The sequence below is a fragment of the Micromonospora sp. NPDC006766 genome (assembly GCF_040636055.1).
Classification (GTDB): domain Bacteria; phylum Actinomycetota; class Actinomycetes; order Mycobacteriales; family Micromonosporaceae; genus Micromonospora.
The window spans coordinates 1-12,152 of sequence record NZ_JBEYIX010000032.1; the positions used below are offsets into that span (position 1 = coordinate 1).

General features: G+C 72.5%; 11 protein-coding genes. 7 read left to right on the forward strand and 4 right to left on the reverse strand.

Annotated elements, in window-relative coordinates; translation table 11 throughout:
- Positions 1 to 41: 41 nt before the first annotated feature.
- Both ABZ671_RS22550 and ABZ671_RS22555 read right to left on the reverse strand, forming a co-directional pair.
- Complete coding sequence (locus tag ABZ671_RS22550) at positions 42 to 821, reverse strand: class F sortase (protein WP_357861403.1); 780 nt, start codon at positions 819 to 821, stop codon at positions 42 to 44.
- A complete protein-coding gene (locus ABZ671_RS22555) occupies positions 808 to 1,749 on the reverse strand; it encodes a hypothetical protein (protein WP_357861406.1) in 942 nt (313 codons plus the stop codon). The genes ABZ671_RS22550 and ABZ671_RS22555 overlap by 14 nt, the downstream gene beginning before the upstream one ends.
- A gap of 538 nt (positions 1,750 to 2,287) precedes the next feature.
- Here ABZ671_RS22555 and ABZ671_RS22560 point away from each other — a divergent pair.
- Entirely contained in the window at positions 2,288 to 4,090 is a 1,803-nt protein-coding gene (locus ABZ671_RS22560; protein ID WP_357861408.1) for a glycoside hydrolase family 6 protein, read from the forward strand.
- Positions 4,091 to 4,208: 118 nt separating this feature from the next.
- Here the strand turns inward: ABZ671_RS22560 and ABZ671_RS22565 are convergent, their stop codons facing one another.
- Positions 4,209 to 4,616, reverse strand: coding sequence for a hypothetical protein (locus ABZ671_RS22565; RefSeq protein ID WP_357861410.1), 408 nt, complete (start codon positions 4,614 to 4,616; stop codon positions 4,209 to 4,211).
- Positions 4,617 to 4,692: 76 nt separating this feature from the next.
- Positions 4,693 to 5,097 carry a hypothetical protein gene (locus ABZ671_RS22570; RefSeq protein ID WP_357861412.1) on the reverse strand — a complete coding sequence of 135 codons (405 nt, stop codon included), beginning with the start codon at positions 5,095 to 5,097 and terminating at the stop codon, positions 4,693 to 4,695.
- A 248-nt stretch (positions 5,098 to 5,345) separates the two neighbouring features.
- On the opposite strand from ABZ671_RS22570, the gene ABZ671_RS22575 reads away from it, so the two are divergent.
- The 6 genes from ABZ671_RS22575 (at position 5,346) to ABZ671_RS22600 (ending at position 12,042) form a co-directional block, all read left to right on the forward strand.
- A complete protein-coding gene (locus ABZ671_RS22575) occupies positions 5,346 to 7,655 on the forward strand; it encodes a nitrate- and nitrite sensing domain-containing protein (RefSeq protein ID WP_357861414.1) in 2,310 nt (769 codons plus the stop codon).
- Entirely contained in the window at positions 7,655 to 8,077 is a 423-nt protein-coding gene (locus ABZ671_RS22580; protein WP_357861416.1) for a roadblock/LC7 domain-containing protein, read from the forward strand. Before ABZ671_RS22575 ends, ABZ671_RS22580 begins: the two co-directional genes overlap by 1 nt.
- Positions 8,067 to 8,456 (forward strand): DUF742 domain-containing protein, encoded by a 390-nt coding sequence (locus tag ABZ671_RS22585; protein WP_357861418.1) that lies wholly within the window; start codon positions 8,067 to 8,069, stop codon positions 8,454 to 8,456. Before ABZ671_RS22580 ends, ABZ671_RS22585 begins: the two co-directional genes overlap by 11 nt.
- Complete coding sequence (locus tag ABZ671_RS22590) at positions 8,437 to 9,039, forward strand: ATP/GTP-binding protein (protein WP_357861420.1); 603 nt, start codon at positions 8,437 to 8,439, stop codon at positions 9,037 to 9,039. Before ABZ671_RS22585 ends, ABZ671_RS22590 begins: the two co-directional genes overlap by 20 nt.
- Before the next feature lie 34 nt (positions 9,040 to 9,073).
- Positions 9,074 to 10,117: a lactonase family protein gene (locus ABZ671_RS22595; RefSeq protein WP_357861422.1), complete on the forward strand. Its 1,044-nt coding sequence runs from the start codon at positions 9,074 to 9,076 to the stop codon at positions 10,115 to 10,117.
- A gap of 176 nt (positions 10,118 to 10,293) precedes the next feature.
- The gene (locus ABZ671_RS22600) at positions 10,294 to 12,042 is read left to right on the forward strand and encodes a substrate-binding domain-containing protein (protein WP_357861424.1); all 1,749 of its coding nucleotides are present in this window, start codon (positions 10,294 to 10,296) and stop codon (positions 12,040 to 12,042) included.
- The last annotated feature ends 110 nt before the right edge of the window (positions 12,043 to 12,152 follow it).

The following is a 12,152-nucleotide window of genomic DNA, read 5'->3' on the forward strand; positions in this document are numbered from 1 at the left end:
GTCGGGTGACCGACCACCGGGCCGCGCCCGTTCGCACCGCCTCACGGGGTCATGGTGGCGAATGCGATGACGTTGTCGACGTAGCTGCCGGCACTCTGGTCGAAGGCCCCGCCGCAGGTGACCACCCGAAGGCTGGGGGTGTCGCTGGGGCCGTAGACCAGTTCGGTGGGGAAGTCCGTCTTCGGATACGACTTCACCTCGTTGACGGTGAAGGTGGCGGTCGAGCCGTCCTCCCGGGCGACGCTGATGGTGTCGCCCGGTTTGAGCGCACCGAGGTTGAAGAAGACCGCCGGACCGAGCTTGGACGAGTCGACGTGGCCGACGATGACCGCGTTGCCAGCTTCCCCCGGGCTGGCCCCGAGGGAGTACCAGCCCGCCTTCATGGCCTGCGCCAGCGGGGGCACCTCGATGCTGCCGTCCGGGTTCAGGCCCAGGCTCATGATCTCGGCGTGTACGCCGATCGTGGGGATCGTGACGCTGGTCGGGGTCGACCGGGACAGCGCGGCGGGGGCCAGGTCCGGGTTCGGCGCCGGGTCGTCGGCGGAGGGTTGGTCGGCGGTCAGCGGGCCGGCGGTCGCCGGATTGGCGCCGTTAGCGGGGCCCGGGATGGCGGGTGAGGTGGTGGGGGTCGTGGTCGGGCCGGCCGTGGCGGCCTGGGCGAGCGGCTGGGGCGGGCGGGGCGGCGGCACGGTCCGGAAGGACGCGCCGATCATGACGGCGCCCACCACGGCGAGGAGAACGACGACGGCCGCGCCGGCGGCGCGCCACGGCTTCCCGTGACGGCCGCCGGCCCGTGTCGCCGTCCGGTCAGACGAGCTCATTGGCCCGCCGCCGACGCAGCAGGACCATTCCGCCCAGGGCGGCGGCGCCGATCACGCCCACCCCGCTGGCGGCCATGCTGCCGTTCATGCTGGTGGTGCTCATGCCGCCGTCGCCGCCGTCAACGTGGCCGCGCGGGAAGCAGTGGTCGCGGTCACGGTCGCGGTCCTTGCCGTCGCGGCCACGCTGGTCCTCGTCCCGGAAGCCGTCGTGGCGGCCGTCCCGGCACTCGTCCCGGCGGCCGTCCCGGTGGTCGTCCCGGCACTCGTCCCGGCGGCCGTTCCGGCGGTCGTCCCGGCGGTCGTCGCGGAAGTCGTCCCGGCACTCGTCCCGGCGGCCGTCCCGGCGGTCGCCCCGGAAGCCGCGGTCCTCGCTGTCCCAGCGGTCCTCGCACCGCTTCTCGCAGCCCCGCCGCTCCTCGTGCTTGAACTCGTGGTCCCGGCACCGCTCACGCTCGCGGTCCTTGCCGTCGCGGTCGCGGTTGTCCCGGTCGTTGCGCTTCTCCTCGCGGCCGCGCTCCTTGCCGTCGCGGTCGCGGTTGTCCCGGTCGTTGCGCTCCTCCTCGCGGCCGCGCTCCTTGCCGTCGCGGTCCCGGTTGTCCCGGTCGTTGCGCTCCTCCTCCTTCTTGCCGTCGTGCTCCTTGCCGTCCTTGCCGTCCTTGCCGTCGTGGTCCTTGCCGTCCATGTCCGACCCATCGTCGGTCATGCCGCCGCCCTGTCCCCAGTCGCCCGGCTGCCAGTAGTCATCGGACTGGCCCCAGTCCTCGTGGTCCCGGCAGTTGTCCAGAAGGCCTGCCTGCGGCGCAGCGGTGACGCTGTCCACGTACGCACTGTGTGCGGCCGCGTTCGCCGCCCCGGGCGAGAACAGCAGCAGGGACGCGCCGCCGAGAGCGGCGCCCGCAACGACCTTTCCGAGCATCTTCTTTCCCATGACCTGCGTCACTCCATCCCTGTTTGTCCTGAGCCCGACGACGGTCGAGCTACGGCCAACGTTAGACCGTTTCGCGACTTATCCGAGCAAAGATTCGTGTTCAGCAGTTTGTTGACTCCTAGTGGCATAGGGGGTGCTACATGGCTTATGCCGCATCGGGCGCGCTGCTTCACTGCCTCGACCCGTCTGCCGGCAACTGGCCGCACTCGTCTCGCCTGAGCTGTTCGCCCCGGGGTCGGCCTGGTCTTTCATTGAGGCATTGCCATGGAAGCGCTCCCATGCAAGAATCGCTGCACGCGGTTCGGGGAGCCACACCGCGAGCTCAGACGTCGAGGGCACCCGGGGCACCGGGCGACGTCCGACCCCTCGACCGGCCGAAGTCGGCCGGTCGCGTTCACCACCACCACCAAGCCCGTCCGGGTCGGGCACCCCCCGAAGACACCCGTGGCGCCGAAGGCCGTCCGTGGCGGACGTCCCAAGGGCCCATTTCGCCGGGCCGTTACGCGCGGATCCGGTCTCGCTCAAGGAGATCAGTGGCATGAATCTGTGGAGAAGGCTGTCCGGCCGGAGCCGGGCGCTCGCACTGACCGGTGCGGGCGTCCTGGTCGCCGGCGGACTGGTGACCATTCCGGTCACCGCGGCGCAGGCCGCGACCCAGTGCAGCGTGGACTACAGCACCAGCGACTGGCCGGGTGGGTTCACCGCCACCGTGACGATCAAGAACCTCGGTGACCCGCTCACGTCCTGGACGCTCGGCTTCACCTTCCCGAACACCACCCAGCAGGTGCAGCAGGGCTGGTCGGCGATCTGGTCGCAGAGCGGCCGGAACGTCACCGCGAAGAACGAGTCCTACAACGGCTCGCTGTCCTCGGGTGCCAGCACCACCATCGGGTTCAACGGCGCCTGGAGCGGCAGCAACCCGAAGCCGACCCAGTTCACCTTGAACGGCACGGTCTGCAACGGTGGCACCCCGCCCACCAGCACCCCGCCGACCTCGGCGTCGCCGACGACGCGGCCGACGACTTCGCCGAGCACCTCCCCGACCACGTCTCCGACCGTCTCCCCGACCACTTCCCCGGGGCAGCGGGTGGAGAACCCGTACGCCGGGGTCAAGGGGTACGTGAACCCGGAGTGGAAGGCCAAGGCCGACGGCGAGCCGGGCGGCAACCGGGTCTCCAACAACCCGACCGCGGTCTGGCTGGACCGGATCGCCGCCATCAACGGCACCCCCAACAGCAGCTCCAACGGCGCGATGGGCGTCCGGGACCATCTGGACGAGGCGCTGCGGCAGGGTGCCGGCTACATCCAGTTCGTCATCTACGACCTGCCCGGCCGGGACTGCTCCGCGCTGGCCTCCAACGGTGAGCTGGGCCCGAACGACCTGCCCCGCTACAAGGCCGAGTACATCGACCCGATCGCCGCGATCCAGGGCGACGCGAAGTACCGGAACCTGCGGATCATCAACATCATCGAGATCGACTCGCTGCCCAACCTGGTGACCAACACCTCGGGCAACGCGGGCGGCACGGCGATGTGCGACACGGTCAAGGCCAACGGCGCGTACGTGAACGGCGTCGGCTACGCCCTGGCCAAGCTGGGCGCGATCGGTAGCGTCTACAACTACGTCGACGCCGCGCACCACGGCTGGATCGGCTGGGACACCAACCTCGGCCCGACCATCCAGACCATCAAGCAGGCCGCCACCGCCTCCGGTAGCACGGTGAAGAACGTGCGCGGCTTCATCGTCAACACGGCGAACTACTCGGCCCTGCAGGAGCCGTACGTCAAGATCACTGACAACGTGAACGGCCAGACCGTGCGGCAGTCCAAGTGGATCGACTGGAACCAGTACGTCGATGAGCTGACGTTCGCCCAGGCCTTCCGGCAGCAGGCGGTCTCGGCCGGCTTCGACAGCAACGTCGGCATGCTGATCGACACCTCCCGCAACGGCTGGGGTGGCACCGCCCGGCCCAAGAACGCCGGCCCGACCACCAGCGTCGACGCCTACGTCGACGGCGGCCGGATCGACCGGCGGGTCCACGCCGGCAACTGGTGCAACCAGGCCGGTGCGGGCCTCGGCGAGCGTCCCCGGGCCAACCCGACGACGGGCATCCACGCCTACGTCTGGGTGAAGCCCCCGGGCGAGTCGGACGGCTCCAGCAAGGAGATCCCGAACAACGAGGGCAAGGGCTTCGACCGGATGTGCGACCCGACCTACACCGGTAACGCCCGCAACGGCAACAGCATGAGCGGTGCCCTGCCGAACGCGCCGATCTCGGGCGCCTGGTTCTCCGCGCAGTTCCAGGAGCTCATGCGCAACGCCTACCCGCCGCTCTCCTGAGCTAGCGGCCGGCCCACCCGCTGCGCGGGAGTGAGGCACCGCCGCGCGGGTTCCCACGGGCCCCCGGTCGACCCGACGAGGTCGGCCGGGGGCCCCCGGCCGTGCGGCTGTGCGGCCGTCAGGGGACCGTCTTCTCGATCGCCGCCCGGCCCAGCTCGGCCAGGTCGCGGCGGGCCCGCTCGATGTTCTGCGGGGTGAGGTCCTGACCCCGGGCCAGCACCAGGTCCTCGGGATCCCACGGCTGTTCGCCGCCGGTGCGCCGGTTGTCAGCGGCCCCCTCGGTGCCGGTGCCGGTCGCCCCGGTCCCGGTGCCGGTCGGCCCGAACCCGGCCGCGTACGGGTCGCCGAGGATGTCCGGTGACCCGGTGTCGGGCACCGCGCCGTCGGGCTCCGTGAAGGCGGGGTTGTCCCGGTCTGTCCCGCCGCCCGTGCGCAGCTGCGGCACCGTGCTGTCGTCGTCCACCGCCGCGGCCGCCTCGGGGGTCTCCTCCAGCGGCCGATCGCCACCGCGATCACGATCCGTCATGCTGCTGCCTCCTGTCCCGTTCCGTGATCCCCCTGGCGTACCCGGCAGCGGCCGGGCCATGCCGCCGGGACGCAGGTCAGCGCTCGGCACCACGCGTCCCGGCGTCCGGGTCGACCATGGCCGGTTCGGCGCCGCCGTAGCCGGCCGTCTCGACGGCCGACCCCTCGCCCGGGCCGGAGCGCTCGGCGCCTTCCGGGCTGTGCAGCCAATCGCCGGCCGTCGGATCGGCCCGCGCGTCGTCGAACGGGTCGGTCCGTCCCGGGGCCCCGTCGCCCGGCTGGGCGGTGTCCTCGCCGCGCTGATCCCGCTCGTCCTCGGGCCGCCCACTGGCGAGCGCCGAGGCGGCCACCGCGTCGGCCACCGTGGTCGCCCCGACGAACGCCGTCTGCACCGGCGCCGGGTCGTGGTACTCCGGCCGGCCGTCGGCGTCGGCGGCCTCCGCCTCCCGCGGCTCGCGCGGGTCCTGCTCTTCCTGGCGCATGGTCGGCGACCTCCTCAGCGGCTTGTGACGTCGTACGCTGGTATTCCTCCACCTCGTGATCGCCAATCCCGATCCGCGGCGATTTCCTGAGGATTCTCGGACGGTAGCGACGGGCGAGACGGCCGGTAGTGCAACCGCCGGTGATTACGTATCCTGCCCAGGGCGCCCGAGCCGGGCCGGGCGTCGTGGCCGGGGAAGCTCGGCCGGTGCCAGCGCCACCCCTGCGACACCCTTCCGGGCGAGGTCTGATGAACACCCGTGACTGGCCGATCCGCGCCAAGCTGACCGCGCTGGTCATCGGTCCGGTGACCGCGCTGCTGGCGCTCTGGATCTTCGCGACCTCACTGACCTTCGGGCCCGCCCTCGACCTGCTCGCCGCGCGTACCCTCCTCTACGACCTGGGCCGGCCCGGCGAAGCGGTCGTCGCCGAGCTGCAACGGGAACGCCGGCTCTCGGTGGTCCAACTCGCCGGAGACGGCACCCTGCCCGCCCTGGCCGAGCAGCGCACGCGCACCGACCAGGCCGTCGCCGAACTGCGCCGCCGGGTCGACGGGCCGGATCTGCGCGATGCGGCCGACGACCTGCTCAACACCCGGCTCGACCAGTTGCTCTCCGCGCTCGACGCGCTGCCAGCCGGCCGGGGCTACATCGACGCCCGGAAGGTCGACCGGGCCGGGGCGATGGGGCTCTACAACGGCATGGTCAATTCCGCCTTCCAGGCGTTCTCCGCGTTGGCCACCCTGCCCGACAACCAGATCAACCGCGAGGCGCTGGCCCTGACCGCGCTCGGCCGGTCCCGGGAGCTGCTCAACCAGACCGACGCGCTGCTCGCCGGCGCGCTCACCGCCGGCCGGTACGCCGAGGGCGAGCACCAGCAACTGGTACGCACCATCGACAACCAGCGCTTCCTGATGGAAACCGCGGTGGCCGACCTGCCCGACGCGGCCCGCGCCGAACACCGGCGATTCGTCGAGGGGGAGGCGTACGTTCGGCTGCACGCCCTCCAGGACACCCTGATCCGTAGCCGGGACCTGCCCGCCGATCTCGACGTACGGGCCTGGGAGTCCAGCCAGGCGGCGGTCTGGCAGGGGCTGCGGGACTTCGAGCTGCGCGGCGCCGACGACCTGACCGAGCGGTCCGTGCCGATGGCGGTGGGCATCCTGGTCCGGCTCGGCGCCGCCGGGGTGCTCGGTCTGCTCGCCATCGTCCTCTGTCTGCTGGTGGCCCTGCGGGTCGGCCGGTCGCTGGTCCGCCGGCTGACCGGGGTCCGCACCGCCGCGCTGGACATGGCCGAGCAGCGGCTGCCCGACGTGGTCGCCCGACTGCGCCGCGGTGAGGACGTGGACGTCGCCCGGGAGGCGCCGGAGCTGGACCACGGCAGCGACGAGATCGGCCAGGTGGCGCGGGCGTTCAACGAGGTACGCCGCACCGCCGTGCAGGCCGCCGTCGACGAGGTCACCCTGCGCCGCGGCCTCAACGAGGTGTTTCTCAACATCGCTCGGCGCAGCCAGGGGCTGGTGCACCGGCAGTTGGCTCTGCTGGACCGGCTGGAGCGGCGGACCGAGGACCCGGATGAGCTGGCCGGGCTGTTCCAGGTTGACCACCTCGCCACCCGGCTCCGGAGGCACGCCGAGGACCTGGTCATTCTTGCCGGTGCGGCCCCCGGCCGGGGCTGGCGCAGCCCGGTCGCCGCGGTCGATGTGGTGCGCGGCGCGATCTCCGAGGTGGAGTCGTACGACCGGGTCGACGTGGGGCAGATGCAGCCGGCTGGGGTGCTCGGCCGGGCCGTCGGCGACGTGATCCACCTGCTCGCCGAGCTGATCGAGAACGCCACCGCCTTCTCCCCGCCCGGCACCCGGGTGGACGTGACCGGGCGCAGCGTGCCCAGCGGGTACGCCATCGACATCACCGACCACGGGCTGGGCATGTCGCCCCAGACCCTGGCGGACGCCAATCGGCGACTGTCCCGCGCCCCGGACTTCGATCCGGCCGAGAGTGCCCGGCTGGGCCTGTTCGTGGTCGCCCGGCTGGCTGCCCGGCACGGCGTCCGGGTCGAGTTGCGGTTGGCCACCCCGGCCGGCACGACGGCCAGCGTGCTCCTGCCGACCGACCTGGTGACGGAGGAGCCGACGATCGGCCCGGACGTCAATCCGAGCGGCCCCGACGAGCGGCGGTTGGCCAAGGTGACCCGGCTGACCACGGTGCCTCGGCCGGGTGCCGCCCGGCCCGCGCGGGAAGGGCCCGGGGCGTCGGTGGTGTCGCTGCCCGCCGGCCGCGCCTCCTCGGTCGAGCCGCCCGCCGACGGTGACGGCCTGCCCCGCCGGGTCCGCCGACGCGGACCGGCGAATCGCGCTCGCCCGGTCGTCGCGGACGCCCCGGCGCACCGGCCGCCCGAGGAGGCCCGGCGGGCCATGTCCGCCCTTCAGGCCGGCACCGCCCGGGGCCGCCGGGACGGCGCCCGCGCCGCCGCCGACCGGCTCCCGGAGGCCACGACCACCGAGCCCGGCCCGCCGGCGCCGGCTTCGGAACCCCCGACCGCAACTGAGAGGGACGCCTAGTGGTGCACACGACGCGGCAGAACGCCGATCTCGACTGGCTGCTCGACGACCTGGTGGCGCGGGTACCGGCCGCCCGCGAGGCGGTGGTGCTCTCGGCCGACGGGCTCCTCCTCGGTGCCTCCGCCGAACTGGACCGCAGCGACGCGGAGCACCTCTGCGCCCTGGCGTCCGGCTTCTCCGGCCTGGCCAAGGGCGCCACCCGGCACCTGGACGGCGGGTCGGTCCGCCAGACCGTGGTGGAGATGGAGTCCGCGTACCTGTTCGTCACGGCGGCCGGGCAGGGCGCCTGCCTGGCGGTGGTGAGCGACGCCGACGCCGACATCGGCCTGGTGGCGTACGAGATGGCGATGCTGGTGATCCGGGTCGGGGAGTATCTGACCGGCCCGCCCCGCACCGCGTTGGGTGTGACCCATGCGGACTGAGTCGCCGGGCCCGCAGCACGAGTGGCTGGACGCCGCCGCCGGTCCGGTCGTCCGTCCGTACGCCGTCACCGGCGGGCGGGTGCGGCCGCCGGTCGGCGGCTTCGACCTGGTGGCGTACGTGCTGGCTGCCCCGGCGGCCGACGCGGCCGGCCTGCCGGGTCTGCAGCCGGAACACCGGCGCCTGGTGGAGTTGGCCCGTACGCCCGCCGCCCTGGCCGACCTCGCCGCCGACCTGGACCTCGCCGTCGGCGTGGTCCGCGTGCTCCTCGGCGACCTGATCGCTCGTGGGCTCGTCGCGGTGCACCAGCCGCCGGCCGCCGTGCACCTGCCCGACGACAACATCCTCAAGGCGGTGGTCAGTGGACTTCGTGCGCTCTGACCGGGAGGCGGCCCCGGCGCCGGTCCCGTTGGCTCTGAAGATTCTCATCGCCGGCGGCTTCGGGGCCGGCAAGACGACGCTCGTGAGCACGCTGAGCGAGGTTCGGCCGTTGCAGACCGAGGAGGTGCTGACCGGGGCCGGGGTCGGCACCGACGACCTCTCCGGGGTGGAGGAGAAGTCCACCACCACGGTCGCGATGGACTTCGGCCGGATCACCATCAACGACGACCTGCAGGTCTACCTGTTCGGCGCCCCCGGCCAGGACAGGTTCTGGTTCCTCTGGGACGAGCTGGCCTTCGGTGCCCTCGGCGCGGTGGTGCTCGCCGACACCCGTCGGCTGGCCGACTGCTTCCCCTCGATCGACTACTTCGAGCAGCGCGGCATCCCGTTCGTGGTGGGGGTGAACTGTTTCGACGGGGCCCGGCGATTCGGCCTGGCCGCCGTACGCGACGCGCTGGACCTGGACTCACACGTGCCGTTGGTGCTCTGCGACGCCCGGGACCGGCACTCCGGCAAGCTGGTCCTGATCGAGCTGGTCGAGCACGTCGCCCGGCAACGCGGTGAGCCGGTGCCGGTGGGCTGACCTCTGATTGGATCGACGGAGGACCCGGCGAAAGGTGGGATCGGTGCGCGCACAGGACACTATCGTCCATATCGGTGGCTACACGGCGGAGGCGGGCGGTCGGGCCGAGGGCATCGTCGCCGCCCGCCGCGATCCGGTGTCGGGGGAGCTGACCCCGCTCGGCACGGTGGCGGTCACGCCGGCGCCGTCGTTCCTGGTCCGGCACCCGGCGGCACCCGTGCTCTACGCGGTCAACGAGCTGCCCGAGGGGCAGGTCAGCGCGTTCCGGGTGGCCCCGGACGGTGATCTCGACCCGATCGGCGTCCGCCCGACCGGCGGGGCCGAGCCCTGCCACCTGGCGGTCACCCCGGACGGGCGGCACCTCGTCGTGGCGAACTACGGCGGCGGCAGCGTGGCCGTGTTCCCGCTCGGCGGCGACGGCGTGCCCGGAGAACGCAGCGACCTGGTCCGACACGAGGGGCACGGCGCCGACCCGCAGCGGCAGGACCGGCCGCACTGCCACCTGGTCTCGCCCGACCCGGACGGCGGCCCGCTGCTCGCCGTCGACCTGGGCACCGACTCGGTCTACCGGTACGACCTGGACGCCGCCTCCGGCCGGCTGGTGCCGCGCGCCCCACGGCTGCGTACGCCGGCCGGCGCCGGACCCCGACACCTGGCCCGGCATCCGGACGGCCGGCGCTGCTGGCTGGTCGGCGAGCTGGACGGAACGGTCACCGGGTATGACCTGACCGCCAACGGGCTTCGCCAGCGGATCCGGGTGGACGCGAGCGGGCGGGTCGGGCACGTCCAGCCCTCCGAGGTCGCGGTCGGGCCGGACGGCCGCTTTCTCTACGTGGCCAACCGGGGGGTGGGCACGGTGGCCGTCTTCGTGCTGGCCGGCGCGGTGCCCGAACTGGTGGCCGAGGTCGACACCGGCGGGGAGTGGCCGCGACACTTCGCCCTGGTGGGCGGGCACCTCTACGTGGCCGACGAGCGGGCCGACATGATCAGGGTCTTCCGGGTGGATCCCGACACCGGGGTGCCGGAGCCGGTGGGTGAGCCGGTGGCGGTGGCGAGCCCGACCTGCGTACGGCCGTGAGGCCGGGCGGCGGAGCCCCCTCCTCGGTGGTTAGTGATCACTCTGCCATCACCTGCCGTTCACTCAGCGTGAGAGTTCGCTGGTCACGGGTTGCTGCTGCGTAACTTTCGTCCGAACGGTTGTGGCAGTAACCCTGCCGGATCCGCAGGATGGTCAGCGTGTCTGGCCGCCATCGCATGCGTTCACGCCTTCGAGGAGCAGGTGCCGCCGCAGCGGCCACCGCGCTCGTGCTCGTCGTAGCCGGTTCCTGGGTCGGTTACCGGCAGCTGGCGGGTCCGTCCTGCTCCGGGCGGATCGAGCTGTCCGTCGCTGCCACCCCGGAGATCCAGCCGGTCATCAAGGCGGCGGCCGACAAGTGGGTCGCCGACGGAGCGGCGGTCGACAAGACGTGCGTCGCGGTGACGGTCACCGCCGCCGAGCCGGTCGACGTGGCGGCTGCGGTGGCGAGCAGGCACGGTGCCACCCTCTCCGGCGTCGGGCAGGCCAGCGGCACCATGGTGACGCCGGACATCTGGGTGCCGGACTCGTCCACCTGGCTGCTGCGGCTCAAGAGCGGCGGCGCCACCGCCTTCGCCCCGGGCAACGGCGCCTCGATCGCCCACAGCCCGGTGGTGCTCGCCATGCCCGAGCCGGTGGCCACCCGGTTCGGCTGGCCGGAGAAGAAACTGACCTGGACGGATCTGCTGCGGCAGGTCACCAGCAGCAAGCCGCTGCGCGCCGGCATCGTCGAGCCGACCCAGGACGCGGCCGGCCTGTCCGGGCTGCTTGCGTTGAGCGCCGCGGCCGGCGGCACCGGCAGTGCCGGGTCGCCGCAGGCGCAGGAGGCGATGATCGGGGCGCTGCGGCAGCTGGCGACCAACCGTTCCTCGCTGCGCCAGGACCTCCTGGCGCGCTTCCCTCGCTCGTCCGACCCGACGGCCATCGCCGCCGGGTTGAGCGCCGCGGCGTTGTCCGAAGAGGACGTCCTGGCGTACAACAAGACCAAACCGCCGGTCCCGCTGGCCGCGCTCTACCTGGACCCTCCGCCGGCGCCGCTGGACTACCCGTTCGCGGTCCTGCCCGGGATCGAGCCGGTCAAGGCGTCGGCCGCGAAGGTGCTCTTCGAGGCGCTGAACACCGCGCAGTTCCGCAACGGGCTTGCCGCGCAGTCGCTGCGCGGGCCCGACGGCACCTGGGCTGAGGGGTTCCAGGGCCCGCGCGGGGCGTCGAGCCCGGCGGGCGGCGAAACCGTGGCGCCGGTCGGCCAGGGCGGCGCGGCCGGCCTGGACCCGGCCACCATCGAGAAGGCCACCAGCACCTGGTCGGTCGCCACCCAGTCCGGCCGGATGCTCGCCGTCATCGACGTCTCTGGCTCGATGAGGAGCAAGGTGGCGACCGCCAACGGCGCCACCCGGTTGCAGGTCACCGTCGCGGCGGCGAATCAGGGCCTCCAACTCTTCGACGACTCCTGGTCGATCGGGCTGTGGACCTTTTCCACCAATCTCAACGGGCCGCTGGACTATCGGGAGATCGTGCCGATCAAGCCGCTGGCGAGCAACCGCAACGCGTTGCGGCACGGCCTGGGCTCGATCAAGCCGTCGAACGGCAACACCGGCCTCTACGACACCATGCTGGCGGCCTACAAGAAGGTCCAGGAGGACTGGGAGCCGGGCAAGGTCAACTCGATCGTGCTCTTCACCGACGGCAAGAACGAGGACGCCAACGGCATCTCCCACAAGGAACTGCTCGCCCAGCTGAAGAAGCTGCGCGACCCGGAGCAGCCGATTCAGATGATCATCATTGGTATCGGGAACGACGTCAGCAAGGGGGAGCTCGAGCCGATCACGGCGATCACCGGCGGCCAGACGTTCGTCACCGTCGACCCGACCAAGATCGGTGAGATCTTCCTACAGGCGATCGCGCTGCGGCCGTCGGCGTCCCGCTGACTCACCGCCCGACGAACGCGTCCGCCGTACTCGGGTCCGTTGCGGCGAGACGCTTTCCGGTTCCACCGGGTCTCGGGAAGGTGACGGCAATGCGTCCGGAAGCTGTCGGT